Source organism: Serratia liquefaciens, assembly GCF_027594825.1.
GTDB lineage: Bacteria > Pseudomonadota > Gammaproteobacteria > Enterobacterales > Enterobacteriaceae > Serratia > Serratia liquefaciens_A.
The window spans coordinates 3,566,565-3,581,394 of sequence record NZ_CP088930.1; the positions used below are offsets into that span (position 1 = coordinate 3,566,565).

General features: G+C 54.7%; 16 protein-coding genes and 3 tRNA genes. 13 read left to right on the plus strand and 6 right to left on the minus strand.

The window, feature by feature from the left end; translation table 11 throughout:
• Window positions 1–8 precede the first annotated feature (8 nt).
• Window positions 9–1,238 carry an L-fucose:H+ symporter permease gene (gene fucP / locus LQ945_RS16310; protein ID WP_044554087.1) on the plus strand — a complete coding sequence of 410 codons (1,230 nt, stop codon included), beginning with the start codon at window positions 9–11 and terminating at the stop codon, window positions 1,236–1,238.
• Window positions 1,239–1,255: 17 nt separating this feature from the next.
• Here the strand turns inward: fucP and LQ945_RS16315 are convergent, their stop codons facing one another.
• Window positions 1,256–2,329 carry a GGDEF domain-containing protein gene (locus tag LQ945_RS16315; protein ID WP_270101246.1) on the minus strand — a complete coding sequence of 358 codons (1,074 nt, stop codon included), beginning with the start codon at window positions 2,327–2,329 and terminating at the stop codon, window positions 1,256–1,258.
• Window positions 2,330–2,592: 263 nt separating this feature from the next.
• Here LQ945_RS16315 and LQ945_RS16320 point away from each other — a divergent pair, with 263 nt between their 5' ends.
• Window positions 2,593–2,877, plus strand: coding sequence for a DUF1435 domain-containing protein (locus tag LQ945_RS16320; protein ID WP_020825103.1), 285 nt, complete (start codon window positions 2,593–2,595; stop codon window positions 2,875–2,877).
• 86 nt (window positions 2,878–2,963) lie between these two features.
• Here the strand turns inward: LQ945_RS16320 and LQ945_RS16325 are convergent.
• The 4 genes from LQ945_RS16325 to LQ945_RS16340 all read right to left on the minus strand — a co-directional run bounded on the left by LQ945_RS16325 (window position 2,964) and on the right by LQ945_RS16340 (window position 4,319).
• Window positions 2,964–3,050: transfer RNA gene (locus tag LQ945_RS16325), tRNA-Leu, on the minus strand.
• A 44-nt stretch (window positions 3,051–3,094) separates the two neighbouring features.
• Window positions 3,095–3,181: transfer RNA gene (locus tag LQ945_RS16330), tRNA-Leu, on the minus strand.
• Between the two features lie 34 nt (window positions 3,182–3,215).
• Window positions 3,216–3,302 (minus strand) — tRNA-Leu (locus tag LQ945_RS16335).
• Window positions 3,303–3,374: 72 nt separating this feature from the next.
• The gene (locus tag LQ945_RS16340) at window positions 3,375–4,319 is read right to left on the minus strand and encodes a LysR family transcriptional regulator (protein WP_270101247.1); all 945 of its coding nucleotides are present in this window, start codon (window positions 4,317–4,319) and stop codon (window positions 3,375–3,377) included.
• 132 nt (window positions 4,320–4,451) lie between these two features.
• Between LQ945_RS16340 and LQ945_RS16345 the strand changes: the two genes are divergently transcribed.
• Window positions 4,452–5,444, plus strand: coding sequence for an aldo/keto reductase (locus LQ945_RS16345; RefSeq protein ID WP_270101248.1), 993 nt, complete (start codon window positions 4,452–4,454; stop codon window positions 5,442–5,444).
• Window positions 5,445–5,505: 61 nt separating this feature from the next.
• Here the strand turns inward: LQ945_RS16345 and rsmC are convergent, their stop codons facing one another.
• Window positions 5,506–6,549: a 16S rRNA (guanine(1207)-N(2))-methyltransferase RsmC gene (rsmC, locus tag LQ945_RS16350; RefSeq protein ID WP_046374563.1), complete on the minus strand. Its 1,044-nt coding sequence runs from the start codon at window positions 6,547–6,549 to the stop codon at window positions 5,506–5,508.
• Window positions 6,550–6,705: 156 nt separating this feature from the next.
• Between rsmC and LQ945_RS16355 the strand changes: the two genes are divergently transcribed.
• From LQ945_RS16355 to LQ945_RS16400, 10 genes are all read left to right on the plus strand, one after another.
• Window positions 6,706–7,143 carry a DNA polymerase III subunit psi gene (locus tag LQ945_RS16355; protein ID WP_269934947.1) on the plus strand — a complete coding sequence of 146 codons (438 nt, stop codon included), beginning with the start codon at window positions 6,706–6,708 and terminating at the stop codon, window positions 7,141–7,143.
• Window positions 7,088–7,531, plus strand: coding sequence for a ribosomal protein S18-alanine N-acetyltransferase (gene rimI, locus LQ945_RS16360; RefSeq protein ID WP_262242122.1), 444 nt, complete (start codon window positions 7,088–7,090; stop codon window positions 7,529–7,531). The genes LQ945_RS16355 and rimI overlap by 56 nt, the downstream gene beginning before the upstream one ends.
• Before the next feature lie 166 nt (window positions 7,532–7,697).
• Entirely contained in the window at window positions 7,698–8,003 is a 306-nt protein-coding gene (locus tag LQ945_RS16365; protein WP_269934948.1) for a helix-turn-helix domain-containing protein, read from the plus strand.
• A gap of 3 nt (window positions 8,004–8,006) precedes the next feature.
• Entirely contained in the window at window positions 8,007–9,269 is a 1,263-nt protein-coding gene (locus LQ945_RS16370) for a type II toxin-antitoxin system HipA family toxin (protein ID WP_270101250.1), read from the plus strand.
• A 164-nt stretch (window positions 9,270–9,433) separates the two neighbouring features.
• Complete coding sequence (gene prfC / locus LQ945_RS16375) at window positions 9,434–11,023, plus strand: peptide chain release factor 3 (protein ID WP_262242121.1); 1,590 nt, start codon at window positions 9,434–9,436, stop codon at window positions 11,021–11,023.
• A 534-nt stretch (window positions 11,024–11,557) separates the two neighbouring features.
• Complete coding sequence (gene osmY, locus LQ945_RS16380) at window positions 11,558–12,172, plus strand: molecular chaperone OsmY (protein WP_020825110.1); 615 nt, start codon at window positions 11,558–11,560, stop codon at window positions 12,170–12,172.
• A gap of 155 nt (window positions 12,173–12,327) precedes the next feature.
• Window positions 12,328–12,489: a DUF1328 domain-containing protein gene (locus LQ945_RS16385; RefSeq protein WP_004857650.1), complete on the plus strand. Its 162-nt coding sequence runs from the start codon at window positions 12,328–12,330 to the stop codon at window positions 12,487–12,489.
• Between the two features lie 58 nt (window positions 12,490–12,547).
• The gene (locus tag LQ945_RS16390; protein WP_037424142.1) at window positions 12,548–12,733 is read left to right on the plus strand and encodes a CsbD family protein; all 186 of its coding nucleotides are present in this window, start codon (window positions 12,548–12,550) and stop codon (window positions 12,731–12,733) included.
• 10 nt (window positions 12,734–12,743) lie between these two features.
• Entirely contained in the window at window positions 12,744–13,865 is a 1,122-nt protein-coding gene (locus LQ945_RS16395; protein ID WP_269934952.1) for a patatin-like phospholipase family protein, read from the plus strand.
• Complete coding sequence (locus LQ945_RS16400; protein WP_269934953.1) at window positions 13,862–14,638, plus strand: TatD family hydrolase; 777 nt, start codon at window positions 13,862–13,864, stop codon at window positions 14,636–14,638. Before LQ945_RS16395 ends, LQ945_RS16400 begins: the two co-directional genes overlap by 4 nt.
• Window positions 14,639–14,830: the final 192 nt, after the last annotated feature.

Here is a 14,830-nt window from a genome sequence, read left to right on the forward strand (position 1 = left end):
ATATATCAATGCTTGCTGAAAAAAGTGCGGCCCCGCCACAGCTGGGCGTCAAGTCAACCGCCAACCTGCGCTGGGCTTTTATTCTGGTCACCAGCCTGTTCTTTATGTGGGGGCTGTCGTATGGCTTGTTGGACGTATTAAACAAACACTTCCAGGAGACATTGCACGTTACCAAAGCGCAGTCGGGATTGTTGCAGGCAGCGTATTTCGGCGCCTACTTCCTGGTGGCGCTGCCCGCCGGCTATTTTATGGATAAGAAAGGGTACAAGGCCGGTATTTTGGTCGGGCTGTGCCTGTATGCGCTGGGGGCCTTGCTGTTTGTGCCGGCGGCATCCGCCAACAGCTTCGCCATGTTCCTGTTCGCGCTGTTTGTCATTGCCTGCGGATTGGGCTGTCTGGAAACGGCGGCCAACCCTTATGCCACGGTATTGGGCGACGCTAAAGGGGCTGAACGGCGGCTGAACCTTTCCCAGTCGTTTAACGGTCTGGGGCAGTTTATCGGCCCGATGATCGGCGGCACGCTGTTTTTCTCTGCCACCCAAGGGGCGAGCAGCGGTGACCAGAGCGCGGTGAAGATGACCTATGTGGCGATCGCCGTGCTGGTGCTGCTGATTGCCTTTTTGTTTGGCCGCACCCGGCTGCCGGATATTCGTGAGGAAGAGCAACCGGAACACGGCGAAATCGCGCAGGGGCTGTGGCAGCACCGGCACTTTGTCAGCGGGGTGATTACCCAGTTCTTCTATGTAGCAGCGCAGGTTGGCGTCGGTGCGTTCTTTATCAACTACGCCACCGAACACTGGAACGAAGTGTCCAACCAAAGTGCGTCCTACCTGCTTTCTATCGCCATGATTTGCTTTATGGTCGGGCGCTTCTTCAGCACCTGGCTGATGGGCAGGGTCAAGCCGGCCACATTGCTGATGATCTACTCGCTGATTAACATTGCGCTGTGCGGCGTAGTGATGCTCAGCCTGGATGGCGTCTCGGTGGTGGCATTGATCGCGGTGTTCTTCTTTATGTCGATCATGTTCCCGACCATTTTCGCCCTGGGGGTGAAAAACATGGGCAAACACACCAAGCGCGCCAGCTCCTTTATGATCATGGCGATCGTCGGGGGGGCCATCATGCCTTACTTTATGGGTGCGCTGGCGGACAGATACAGCACGGCGCTGTCGTATGTGCTGCCGCTGTTGTGCTTCGGCGTGGTGTTTGTGTACGGCCTGCAGCAGCGCCGTCGCTAAGCCCCCGGCCCGTCGGCTCAGACAGCGGCGGGCTGCACGCTAGGTGCCAGCTGGATATTATTGCGGCCGTTGTTTTTCGCCTGATACAGCGCGGCGTCGGCTGCGCGGATCGCCGAGGACACGTCCAGCTTGTCCAGTGCGGAGATTCCGGCGCTGAGCGTCACGGTAGTGGCTTCCAATTGGTTGAAGCGATGAGGAATTTTTAATTCCTGCACCCGCAGCCGCACCCGTTCGGCCAGTTGGGTGGCGTAATCCTCGCTGACGTTGGTCAGCAGCACCAGAAACTCTTCCCCGCCGTAGCGCACCACAATATCGCGAGAACGCACCGAATCGCGGATGGTGATGGCAACCTGCACCAGCGCCTGATCGCCCATGGTGTGACCATAGTTATCGTTATAAGCCTTGAAATGGTCGATATCGAGTAACACCACGAAATGACAACCCGACGGCGGCACCGTCAGCATATTGATTTTATTTTCCAGGCCCCGGCGGTTATAAAGCCCGGTTAGGGGATCGATCATGCTCAAATTGCTGAACCTGTCCCGTTCGTTATACAGATTGGCCACCAGCGTTTGGGTAAAAAGCTCGCTGCGTTTGAGCATCAGATGATGAATTGAGAATGCGATAATCGGCAATACCGTGGTGAATACGATCCTGGTGGTATTGTGCATACCGTCCAGTAATAGAATAACCAGGGCGGAAGGCACGGCGTGCAGGCAAAAAGCGATAAAGTTATCGGTTAAGGCAATGGCGCTGATAAAAAACATACTGAACAGACTAATTAATAGAAAACTTTGATTGTTCGGCGCACAGTACTGACTTTTAACGTAAATATGCGCTGCCCACAGCAGGCCGAGCACGCAGGAAAATAGATTCAATTTTTTGACGTATAACCGTGGAGACTGCAAGGTAAATAACAGCGCCACCAGACAAAATATCGGTATACCTAATAAAGGTAGGGTAAAAGCGGGCTTGTCATTAAATGGGACCAATAATGTAAATATGGAAGAGGCAGCGTTCATCAACAAAAATAAAAATAATGATAAGCGGTGTTTGCTGTTCAGCAGTTCCTGATAAGAACGCGCGTTCATACGGAGTTCACTCTTCACAAAATCGATCTGTCGAAAAATTAAGGTGGCGAAAAATTCTTTCGGCGTGAATTAAACATCCGCATTGTATGGTTGTTGATTGTGATTATTCACATGCGAATTAGACTAAGAATTTTCTTATGGCAAACTATCATTTTTACACCGTTATGTCATCCGCGTTTGGTGGTTGCGGCGAAAATGATGCGCAGTGAAAAAAAGTGGTATATGATATTGGTTATCATTATCACTTGAAGGGTGGGGTTATCATGATTGCAGCCATGATTACCGCGTGTGGGTTGTGGGGCGTCAGCTGGTGCCTGGGCAATCGGCTGGCCAGCGCCTGGGGCGTTTTGTTGCCCTGCGCTTTAATGCCGTTACTGGCATTGATCAACCTGGATATGATGCAACTGCGTACGCTGATTGTGATCGCTATGCTGGCGACGCTGGTGATGTTGTTCAACAGCCGCTGGCGGCATTACCTGCTGCTGCCTTCCTGCATGGCATTGGCTGGGGGATTGGCGGCGATCAGCCTGAATTTCAATCTGGGATAAAAACGTAAAAATCACGCTATCGCGTGTTGGTTATCGTTTCGATTGGGAATGGCTTTGGAGGGGGACTTCCGAAGAGATTTATCGATTGGTGCGAAGAGAGGGACTTGAACCCTCACGTCCGTAAGAACACTAACACCTGAAGCTAGCGCGTCTACCAATTCCGCCACCTTCGCACAGCCGATAATCTTTATTTTGCTTTCGATTTATATCACCAGCTTGGTGCGAAGAGAGGGACTTGAACCCTCACGTCCGTAAGAACACTAACACCTGAAGCTAGCGCGTCTACCAATTCCGCCACCTTCGCATTGATGCTGTGCAATATAAATCATGTGGTTATTTGGTGCGAAGAGAGGGACTTGAACCCTCACGTCCGTAAGGACACTAACACCTGAAGCTAGCGCGTCTACCAATTCCGCCACCTTCGCATACCAGATACATTACCGGAGTAACGTTACCACGGAGGCGAATTCTAGAGATTTTGGCGGGTACGTCAATAGTTATTTCCCCTGTTTGCGGGCGTTTGCTGGAAAAACGTCCGTTTTGGGTGACTGATAGCGTTCAAACAGCCAAATCAGCCAGTCAATCAACACCCTGACCCGTGGCGCAAGGAAACGGCCGGGGGGATACATGACGTAAATGGGCATCGGCGGCGGCGGGGTCTCCGCCAGCACTTCGACCAATTCTCCTTTCTGCAGCCAGGGTGCCAGCGAATAATGTGCCGCCTGTATCAGCCCCATGCCGGCGCGGCAGCTGCTGGTGTAGGCATCAGCCCCGCTGACGCTCAGTTTGGCGGGCAACTCGCGCAATTCCACTTTGCCGTTGCGGCAAAACTCCAGCGGATAATCCCGGTTGCTGGCGAGGGAAAAATAGCCCACCGCCTGGTGCTGCTGCAGCTGGTCAATCGACTGCGGCACGCCGAACGCCGCCAGGTAGGCAGGGGAGGCGCAGGTCAGCTGTGGCAACATGGCAATGCGGCGCGCCACCAGGCTGTCATCTTCGGTTTCCCAGGCACGCAGCACGCAATCCACACCCTCGCGCAGTAAATCCACGTGGGTGTCGTTGGCACCCAATGCCAGGGTCAGATCCGGATAGCGCTGGTAAAAGTCACCCAATGCCGGAATAACGATTTCGCGTGCCAGCGAATGGGGCATATCGATACGCACTTTGCCGGAAGGCTGCAGTTTTTGGTGGCTGAACAGCGTGTCCGCTTCTTCCAGTGCGCCCAGCAGCTGTACGCAGCGCTGGTAATAAAGCGTGCCTTCGTGGGTTACCTGCACCTGGCGGGTGGTGCGCAGCAGCAGGCGCACACCGAGGCGCTGCTCCAGCCGCTTAAGCGCATTGCTGACCGTGGCGCGGGGTAACTGCAAGCGCTCCGCCGCCCGGCTAAAACTGCCCAGTTCGACGATACGGGTAAAAATGCGCATGGCCTGGATCTGGTCCATCTTGCCCGCTCCGTATTGTTAGTGATTTATGAACAGTGATGAGTAATCTGCATTATTTATCTTTTTAGGCGAAACAACCAGACTCTGTTGCATCAGCATCTTCGCTGATAAAAACCGCAAGAGGGCAACACAATGCAACAACGCAAATTAGGTCCCACTGGCCCGCTGGTTTCCGCTCTGGGGTTGGGCTGCATGGGCATGAGTGATTTCTATTCGACAGACCACGATGAACCGGAAGCTATCGCCACGCTGCACCGTGCGCTGGAGTTGGGGGTCACTCTGCTGGATACCGCCGACATGTACGGCCCGCACACCAATGAACAGCTGATTGGCAAAGCGATCAAGGGCAAGCGGCAGCAGGTCTTTCTGGCCACCAAGTTTGGCATTGTGCGCGATCCGGCCAACCCTGCAGCGCGGGGCGTCAGCAGCCGACCGGAGTATATCCGCCGATCGGTGGAGGGCAGCCTGAAGCGTCTCGGGGTCGAGGTGATCGATCTTTATTACCAGCACCGCGTCGATCCTGAGGTGCCGATTGAAGAGGTGGTCGGCACGATGGCGGAGCTGATTAACGAAGGCAAGATCCGTTATATCGGGCTGAGTGAAGCTTCGGTCGCCACGCTGGAGCGTGCGCATAAAGTGCACCCGATTACCGCACTGCAGACTGAGTATTCATTGTGGACACGCGATGCCGAACAGGGCGTATTGGCGGCCTGTGAACGCCTGGGGATTGGGTTTGTTCCCTATAGCCCGCTGGGGCGCGGTTTTCTCACCGGGGCGATCCAACGGCCGGAAGATCTGGACGCTGACGATTTCCGTCGCAGCAACCCGCGTTTTCAGGGGGAAAACTTTGCACGCAATCTGGCGCTGGTGGCAAAAGTGACCGAGCTGGCTAAGCAGAAGGGCGTTGCGCCGTCGCAGTTGGCGTTAGCCTGGGTGTTGGCGCAGGGAGAGCACATTGTCCCGATCCCTGGCACCAAACGCCGTCGTTATCTGGAAGAGAATATCGCAGCGGCCGAATTGATGCTCAGCGCCGCCGAACTGGCGGCCATTGAGGCGGTATTCCCCCTGCAGGCCGCGGCGGGGGCACGCTACGGCACGGAGTCGATGACCTATATCAACGGCTGATAAAAAGGGCGCAGCGTGTGAACGCTGCGCCCTGATACGGAGACGCGTTAGCGGGTCGCCGTTACTTCTTTTTCTTGGTATCGCGCGGCGCACGGGCTACGGTCGCCTGATACACCTTGAAGCGGCCATTTTGTGCCAGCACTTCATGGCTGCCGAAGGTGGCGTCCAGAATGTCCGGGTACGGCAGGAAGGCGTTGGCCACGATGCGCAGACGGCCGCCGATCGGCAGGTGTTTCAACGCTCCGCGGATCAGGGTTTCTGCTGCGGTCAGGCTGGTTTGCAGGCCATCATGGAACGGCGGGTTGGAGATGATCAGGTCGAAACGGCCGGTAATGTCGGAATAGACGTTACTGACGATCACTTCGCCCTCAATGCCGTTGGCGGCAAGCGTAGCCCGGCTCGATTCCACGGCGGCGGCGTTAACGTCGCTGAGGGTCAGCTTCATCTTCGGCGACAGTTTGGACAGCACGGAAGCCATCACGCCGGCGCCGCAGCCCACGTCCAGCACCTTGCCTTTCATGTGTTTTTCCAGGGTCGACAGCAGCAGTGAGCTGCCGACGTCCAGCCCGTCGCGGCTGAACACGCCCGGCAGGGTTTTTACTTCCAGATCGTGCAGCTGATAGCTTTCCCACCAGTCTTCCAGGTTGAATTCGGTCTGCGTATCCAGACGGCCGTGATACAGGCCACAGCGACGGGCGCTGTCGATTTTCACCAGCGTGGCGTAGTCTTCCACCATCTGGTCGGCGCTGCGCACGCCGCTGCGGTTTTCACCGACCACGAACACTTCTGCGCCGACCGGCAGCAGCGCCAGAATGTTGCACAGCTGGAATTGCGCTTCCTGCTTGCTCTTCGGCCAATAGTAGATCAGCGTATCGCACTCGGCGACGAACGCAGCGTCCACGGTCAGCCCGAACTGCACGTTTTCGCCCATCGCCCGGTTCAGTAACTGCCAGTGATGGTACTGCTGGGTATGGACACGCACATCCGCGGCCTCGAATTGGGCCGGCAGGGCGTCCTGCAGGTCACCGGCAAACAGAACGCGGCGTTCGATAAACTCATCACTGTGGCGCAGCATAACTTCACTGGCGGGGGTTAATGCAGACATCAGGTTTTGGCTCCTAGAAATTAGACCGGGGATTATAGAGCTTTGTGGCGATATGTTCGACGGGTTTGTTGGCGCAGGCCGCGCGGGTTTGTTAGCATAGCGCGGCGCATGGCAGGCATGGCGCACCACAACGGGTAGATCCTGACAGGAATCGGCATGGCATCAAAACGCGACTGGCTGTTACAACAACTGGGTATTACGCAGTGGACATTGCGCCGCCCGGGCGTGTTGCAGGGCGAAGTAGCGGTCAGCCTGCCGCCCGAAGTGCGTTTGCTGATCGTGGCGCAGGCACTGCCTGAGCATAACGATCCGCTGTTTTGCGACGTGTTGCGTAGCCTGGGGCTGACGCCGGCGCAAACCTACGGCCTGACGCCGGACCAGGTGGCGATGCTGCCTGAAGATACCGAATGCAACAGTTGGCGGTTGGGCGTTGCGGAGCCGCTCGCGGTGGCCGGCGCACAGCTACACAGCCCGGCGCTGGCCGAGCTTTCTCTCGATGCGGGTGCCAAACGCGCACTCTGGCAGCAGATTTGTCATAATGAACAGTATTTCTACCCTGACCGCAGCCGATCTGGCCGCGGCCTTCAAGATTGAGCAAGCCAGTCACGCCTTTCCCTGGACGCAAGCCACCTTTACCAGCAATCAGGGCGATCGTTACCTTAACCTGAAACTGGACGCCGACGGGCAGATGGCGGGTTTTGCCATCACCCAGATCGTGCTGGATGAGGCCACGCTGTTCAACATCGCCATTCACCCCGACTGGCAACGTCGAGGCTTCGGCCGCCAGTTGCTGGAAGCCTTGATTGCGCAGTTGGAAACGCGCGGTGTGGTTACGTTGTGGCTGGAAGTACGAGCCTCCAACCGTGCGGCCATTGCGCTGTACGAAGATCTCGGCTTTAACGAAGTGACCGTCCGCCGTAATTACTATCCGAGCGCCAATGGGCGTGAAGACGCCATCGTCATGGCGCTGCCGCTGGCCTGATCCTGCATTAAAAACAGCTTATTTATTGTTTTGTTGTTTATTTACAACTAATGAGTTGTTTTTGGCTGTAAATACAGCAAATTTGTTGTTTTAATTTTCAGCGACGACTACTCTTCAGGTATTTGCTGGTTAAAAAACGGTCAATGGGTTGCTTTGGGAGTGATGGATGCGCAAATCATCAGAGATAGCCAAATTTTTGAAAGAGAAACGCGCCGAGCTGGGCTGGAATCAAAAAGACTTTCTGATGAAGATTGGCATGACTCAGCAGCAATATCAGCGTATTGAATCTGGCAGTGATATTCGGATGAGTACCCTGATGCGTCTGTTGGCGGCGATGGATCTGGAGTGCGTTATCGTGCCGAAAAAAAGCGTGCACGATGTGGAGCGCTTGCTGCAAAAAGAAACGGACAAAGTTTTAGAGGTGCACGAATTACAGGGGTTTGACAAAAAACTCAAAGATCTCGAGGACTAGCGAATGGATGGACAACGGCAGGTTGAAACGGTACAGGCATTGGCACTGATACTGCACGATGTACGTATTGGTGTGCTTGCGCACTATAGCGGTGGCAAAAATATCCTGACGTTTGACCCGCAATATCTTGCTTTGCCGGAGGCCACTCGTCCGCTGTTTACCCTAAGGCAGCGGGCGCGCCCGGGCTATCTCGAACAAGTTCTGACCTCGTCTCAGCGTCTTCCTCCCGTTTTATCCAATTTGCTGCCTGAAGGGGCATTGCGTAGTTGGTTAGCGCAATCGTTGAAAGCGCACGTTAATGAAGAGTTTCCTTTGATGGCCTGGACAGGAGCCAACCTGCCAGGGGCTCTTGAGGCGCGAGCGCTTGCCGCCAACGAGATCCCCGATTGGGCATTAACCTCGCGTGGCGAGCCGGAAGCGGTACAAATTAACGTCGGCCTGGATGCGCAGAAATTCTCTCTGGCAGGTGTGCAGATGAAGTTTTCCTCTCTGCGTAAAGACGGGCGCTTCAACATCACTTCTCAGGTGGGGGCTGACAGCTGGATCATCAAAACGCCATCGACGGTTCATCGTCACGTGCCTGAAAACGAGTATACGGCGATGCGATTGGCCCAAGCTATTGGTGTGGATATTCCAGACATTGAGCTGGTTGAGCTGAGCAAACTCGATAACCTACCGGATATTCGCTTGGCTGATGAGCCTTATGCTTACGCCATCCGTCGTTTTGATCGTAGCGAAAACGGGCGAGTGCATACTGAAGATTTTGCCCAAATATTTGAACTCTATGCACAGGATAAATACCGTGGCAAAAATTATGAGCAAATAGCGGCTTATCTCTATGACTTAGGCAGTGAACCCTTGGTTGATGTGCAACAGATGGCCCGACGCTTGTTGACGAATATTCTGCTGGCGAATGGCGATGCCCATCTAAAAAACTGGTCGATGATCTACCCCAATCAAACCGAAATTCGGCTTTCTCCCGCCTATGACATTGTGACGACCAGGGTTTATATCCCGGGTGAATCAGAAGTGGCGTTGAATATGGCGAGAGAAAAGCGCTGGTCAATGATGACCCTGCAAACTTTCGAGCATTGGGCGGCGCGCGTCGGTATTCCCTGGCCGGCTATTCGGGTGCATTTATTGGATGCTATCAATCAGGCTCGTACCCTATGGCCCGATTTATTGGAAACTTTACCCATGGTGGCAGAGCATCAATCCGTCTTACGGCAGCACTGGGCTTCGCTCTCACCCGACTTTCGTTTCTAATCTCAAACCAGGTTATTCTCCGCCGGGAAAAGCATTGATTGTCACCGGTTGACAAATCAGCGAAAATGCCCGGCTATTATCTTTTATTTACCGCTTTGCCTGGCGCCGTGCGCGGCGCGTTCTGATGCTTTCGCAGGGCGGACCAACTGTAGAATCTGAAAAACATGTCTCCTAGTGAATTTGCCCGCGAAGTCTCGAAAAGAAGAACCTTCGCCATCATCTCGCACCCCGATGCCGGTAAAACTACCATTACCGAAAAGGTGTTGCTGTTCGGACAGGCGATCCAAACCGCCGGTACGGTAAAAGGCCGTGGCTCAAACCAGCACGCCAAATCCGACTGGATGGAAATGGAAAAGCAACGTGGTATCTCGATCACCACCTCGGTGATGCAGTTCCCGTATCGCGAATGCCTGGTTAACCTGCTGGATACCCCAGGGCACGAAGACTTCTCCGAAGATACTTACCGTACTCTGACCGCCGTCGACTGCTGTCTGATGGTGATCGACGCCGCGAAAGGGGTTGAGGATCGTACCCGTAAGCTGATGGAAGTAACCCGTCTGCGCGATACGCCGATCCTGACCTTTATGAACAAACTGGACCGCGATATCCGCGATCCGATGGAAGTGATGGATGAAGTCGAGCGTGAGCTGAAAATCGCCTGTTCGCCAATCACCTGGCCCATCGGCTGCGGCAAGCTGTTTAAAGGTGTTTATCATCTGTACAAGGATGAAACCTACCTCTATCAGACCGGTAAAGGCCACACCATTCAGGAAGTGCGCATTGTCAAAGGCCTGGATAACCCAGATCTGGATGCCGCGGTGGGCGAAGATCTGGCCGCACAGCTGCGTGAAGAGCTGGAGCTGGTACAGGGCGCATCACACGAGTTCGATCGTGAAGCCTTCCTGAGCGGTGATTTGACCCCGGTCTTCTTCGGTACCGCGCTGGGTAACTTCGGCGTGGACCACATGCTCGACGGTCTGGTCGCCTGGGCACCGGCGCCGATGCCGCGTAACAGCAACACCCGTGAAGTGGTGGCCGCAGAAGAGAAATTCACCGGGTTCGTGTTCAAGATCCAGGCCAATATGGATCCAAAACACCGCGACCGCGTAGCCTTTATGCGTGTGGTTTCCGGCCGTTACGAGAAAGGCATGAAGCTGCGCCAGGTACGCACCGGTAAAGATGTGGTGATCTCCGACGCGCTGACCTTTATGGCGGGCGACCGTTCGCACGTGGAAGAAGCCTATCCGGGCGACATCATTGGCCTGCACAACCACGGTACCATTCAGATTGGCGATACCTTCACCCAGGGTGAAGACATGAAGTTCACCGGTATCCCGAACTTCGCGCCGGAGCTGTTCCGCCGCATTCGCCTGCGCGATCCGTTGAAGCAAAAGCAGCTGCTGAAAGGCCTGGTTCAATTGTCCGAAGAAGGGGCGGTGCAGGTCTTCCGTCCAATTGCCAACAACGACTTGATCGTGGGGGCGGTGGGTGTGCTGCAGTTCGACGTGGTGGTTGCGCGCCTGAAAAGCGAATACAACGTGGAAGCCTTGTACGAGTCGGTCAACGTCTCGACGGCACGCTGGGTTGAATGCAGCGACGTGAAGAAATTCGAAGAGTTCAAGCGTAAGAACGAGCTTAACCTGGCGTTGGACGGTGGCGACAACCTGTCTTACATTGCGCCAACCATGGTTAACCTGAATCTGACGCAGGAGCGCTACCCTGAAGTGGTGTTCCGCAAAACGCGCGAACACTAACAGAACGACAGGGCGCCTTAGGGCGCCCTGTGTTACATTGCTTCACCCTATTCTGCTAATTAATAAATCCCCCTCATCAGTTTCATCCACTTCCCGCATCCGCCAGCATCCGCACGGCACTCCCTGCTTTTTCTGTCATATGGTCTATATTTAATAGGGCCTTACTCAGTCGGTAAGCGTAATTCACTGTTTTTTGTCATGGTAATAGCGAGTTATTCGGTACTGTTGCCAATCAGAGACAGTGCGAAGTTATGAATATCAATAACATAGCTTTAACTCTGATTTAACTGAATGGCGTTGTCGTCAATAGGCGACAGTTTTTAGAGCGATTAGTAATCAATTTTTGTTTTGTTATTGATTTTTAAGGTTGTTTTAAAGTTGGCACAGCCGTTGCAATATTCCTGGTGTGGCAACAATCGTCTTAGCGTGAATGTTTGAACGTATAGAAATCGTGAAGTATTCACTGAGTGAGTCGCGTTATGGCGACTGAAGGGTCCGCAATCATTTTGGATCCATAACCAAAGGAAGAGATCGATGAAAAATACTAAATTTGCACAATCACTGATGGCTGTTGTTTTGGGTTCCGTTCTGGTTAGTGGCAGCGCGCTGGCTGAAGATACGCTGCTCAACAAAGCGTCGAGTGCCGCTGATAGCGCGGGTGCCAAAATCGATAGCTCCATGAAAAAAGTTGACGGCTACATGGATGACAGCGCAACAACGGCTAAAGTTAAAAGTGCGTTGGTGGATGACAAAACCATTACCAGCAGCGATATCTCGGTGAAAACGGAAAAAGGTACCGTTACCCTGAGCGGTTTTGTCGGCAGTCAGGCGCAGGCCGAGCATGCGGTTGAAGTGGCCGGTAAAGTCGAAGGCGTCAAATCCGTCAGCGACAAGCTGCACGTGAAAGACGAAAGCAAACAGTCCGTGAAGGCTTACGCCGGTGACACCGCGACCACCAGCGAACTGAAAGCCAAACTGCTGGCCGATGACATCGTGCCTTCACGCAATGTGAAAGTGGAAACCACCGACGGTGTGGTGCAGCTTTCCGGTGAAGTGAAAACTCAGGCGCAGTCTGAGCGTGCAGAAAGCATCGCCAAAGCTATCGACGGCGTGAAAAGCGTTAAAAACGACCTGGTAGTTAAGCCGTAAGTTTTAGTACGCGTAACAACAAGCACCAAATCCTGGGTTAGCTGAAAGGTTAACCCGGGATGCACCATCAAAAAAAGAAACTGACCGGCAACCTGGAAGAGCCTGAAAAGGGCACGGGTTGCGATGTGTTTTTTCACTATGGTAAGGAGAGGCTTATGTTTCGTTGGGGCATTATCTTTTTAGTCATCGCACTGATTGCTGCGGCGTTAGGTTTCGGCTCTTTGGCGGGTACCGCCGCCTGGGCTGCAAAAATCGTCTTCGTCGTGGGGATCATTCTGTTCCTGGTCAGCCTGTTTACCGGCCGCCGACGTCCTTAGCTTTTCTCTCAAAGTGTAACAAAGCTTAATTCCTTTTCTCACCGCAGGGAGGTCAGTCATGAATAGCGACATCATCCTCGGACGCTGGAAACAGTTGAAGGGCCGGGTGTGTCAGGCATTGGCGGAGTGGTCCGACAATGACTGCATCTGGCTGATGGGAAGCAATGACTGCCTCTCTGGCGTACTGCAAGAGGATTACGGAAGAGAGCAAGACGAGGTATCCTCGGGTAAAACGTCTCACTGAGGATGCAGGGTTGGGATACAGAATACCCATCACGCTCGGCAATATAGAACCGCTGGCGTATAAACCATACCGGCCCGGTAAAATGGCGCTGGTGTGTGAAGGGGGCGGGCAGCGCGGCATTTTTACCGCCGGCGTGCTGGACGAGTTTCAGCGTGCCCGCTTTAACCCTTTTGATCTGATGATCGGCACTTCTGCCGGCGCGCAAAACCTCTCGGCCTTTATTTGTGGTCAGATGGGCTATGCGCGACGCGTGATCACCCGTTACACCACCTCCGCTGAATTCTTTAACCCGCTGCGTTTTGTACGCGGTGGACATCTGATCGATCTCGACTGGCTCATTGATACTACTTCTCAACAGCTGCCGCTGGCGATGGACGTGGCGGAAAAGCACCTGACCGATGGCCGTGAGTTTTTGATGTGCGCCTGCCGCAGCGATGACTTCGAACCCACCTACCTACCGGCGCAGCGCGCCAGTTGGTTACCGGCGATCAAGGCATCCAGCGCCATTCCGGGTTTTTACCGTATGGGCGTGGATTTGGACGGCGTCAGCTATCAGGACGGTGGCATCAGCGATGCGATCCCGGTCGAAGAGGCCTATCGCCGTGGCGCGGACACCATCGTGGTGATCCGTACCGTGCCTTCGCAGATGTATTACACCCCACAGTGGATGAAGCGCATGGAGCACTGGCTGAGCGAAAGCAGCCTGCAGCAGATGGTGCGCATCCTTCAGCACCACGAACAAAGCTATCACCGCATTCAGCAATTCATTGAGAAGCCGCCCGGCAAGCTGCGCATCTTTGAAATTTTCCCGCCAAAACCACTGGCCAGCAATGCCTTGGGCAGCCGATTGACGTCGCTCAATCAGGACTATCACCTGGGGCGCCGCTGCGGACGCTATTTCCTGGCAACCGTCGGGCACTGGCTGGTCGAGCAGGACAAACTGGACGGTATGAAAGTGAAGAAGGCGCTGTCGCGCCGTTTGATTCAGCCGGAGAACGTCATTATGCCTTCGCCGATCGTGACCGACGTGACGCATCCGCGTGAGCTGTCGACCCAGCCGGAGGCCAATCTGGCCGCGAGAGAGATTATTCTGCCGGGTGATGTGCCGCCGGGCGAAGGTGGCCTGCTGTGAGTCCTGACTTCATCGATACCCACTGCCACTTCGATTTCCCGCCGTTCAGTGGAAATGAACTCGAAAGCCTCGCGTTGGCTGAACAGGCCGGCGTACGGCGAATTATCGTGCCGACGGTCACTGCCGATCGCTTTGCGCTGGTGTTAAAGCTGGCGCGCGACTATCCGCCGCTGTTTGCTGCCCTGGGGCTGCACCCGTTGTATATCGCCCAGCATCAGGAAGCGGAACTTGAGCAGTTGGCGGGGTTTCTGGCCAGCCGTCCCCAGAAGTTGGTGGCGGTGGGGGAGATTGGTCTGGATCTGTATATGGAGGATCCGCAGTTCGAACGGCAACAACGGCTGCTGAAGGCTCAGTTGAAGCTGGCCAAGGAATATGACCTGCCGGTGATCCTGCATTCTCGCCGCAGTCACGATCAACTGGCGGCGATGTTGCGTCGCGCTGAGCTACCGCGCCGGGGCGTGGTACACGGTTTTGCCGGCAGCCTGTCCCAGGCGCAGGCGTTTATCCGCCTGGGGTATTACATCGGTGTGGGGGGCACCATCAGCTATGAGCGGGCACAGAAAACCCGTAGCGTGATGGCCCAACTGCCGTTGACCTCCTTACTGTTGGAAACCGATGCGCCGGACATGCCGCTGGCCGGCTACCAGGGGCAGCCCAACCGCCCTGAACGTGCCGCCGAAGTTTTCCAGGTGTTGTGCCAGCTGCGCCCGGAGTCTCCCGATCAGATTTCGGCCCAGCTGCAACACAACACTCACGCCTTGTTTACCCTTTAAGCCTCTGCTACGCGATAACTGTGATGCTTATCACGTTATAAGATTTTCATTTGCTTCTTGTTGTATGCATTTGTGACATAAATCGGTACGAGGGTTACCTCGCTCCGTATAATCGCTCCCCGAAATTACTCTAAAGCAACCCCGTGTTCCTCTCTGACAGGGATGCATTTCTTTTTCGCAACAGGGATACTT

Excerpts from the sequence above, each read along its gene's own strand:
- LQ945_RS16345 (WP_270101248.1), top strand. The coding sequence starts at position 4,452 with ATGCAACAACGCAAATTAGGTCCCACTGGCCCGCTGGTTTCCGCTCTG.
- LQ945_RS16340 (WP_270101247.1), bottom strand. The coding sequence starts at position 4,319 with ATGGACCAGATCCAGGCCATGCGCATTTTTACCCGTATCGTCGAACTG.
- LQ945_RS16385 (WP_004857650.1), top strand. The coding sequence starts at position 12,328 with ATGTTTCGTTGGGGCATTATCTTTTTAGTCATCGCACTGATTGCTGCG.
- LQ945_RS16320 (WP_020825103.1), top strand. The coding sequence starts at position 2,593 with ATGATTGCAGCCATGATTACCGCGTGTGGGTTGTGGGGCGTCAGCTGG.
- rimI (WP_262242122.1), top strand. The coding sequence starts at position 7,088 with ATGAACAGTATTTCTACCCTGACCGCAGCCGATCTGGCCGCGGCCTTC.
- LQ945_RS16390 (WP_037424142.1), top strand. The coding sequence starts at position 12,548 with ATGAATAGCGACATCATCCTCGGACGCTGGAAACAGTTGAAGGGCCGG.
- fucP (WP_044554087.1), top strand. The coding sequence starts at position 9 with ATGCTTGCTGAAAAAAGTGCGGCCCCGCCACAGCTGGGCGTCAAGTCA.
- LQ945_RS16355 (WP_269934947.1), top strand. The coding sequence starts at position 6,706 with ATGGCATCAAAACGCGACTGGCTGTTACAACAACTGGGTATTACGCAG.
- rsmC (WP_046374563.1), bottom strand. The coding sequence starts at position 6,549 with ATGTCTGCATTAACCCCCGCCAGTGAAGTTATGCTGCGCCACAGTGAT.
- LQ945_RS16315 (WP_270101246.1), bottom strand. The coding sequence starts at position 2,329 with ATGAACGCGCGTTCTTATCAGGAACTGCTGAACAGCAAACACCGCTTA.
- prfC (WP_262242121.1), top strand. The coding sequence starts at position 9,434 with ATGTCTCCTAGTGAATTTGCCCGCGAAGTCTCGAAAAGAAGAACCTTC.
- LQ945_RS16370 (WP_270101250.1), top strand. The coding sequence starts at position 8,007 with ATGGATGGACAACGGCAGGTTGAAACGGTACAGGCATTGGCACTGATA.
- LQ945_RS16365 (WP_269934948.1), top strand. The coding sequence starts at position 7,698 with ATGCGCAAATCATCAGAGATAGCCAAATTTTTGAAAGAGAAACGCGCC.
- osmY (WP_020825110.1), top strand. The coding sequence starts at position 11,558 with ATGAAAAATACTAAATTTGCACAATCACTGATGGCTGTTGTTTTGGGT.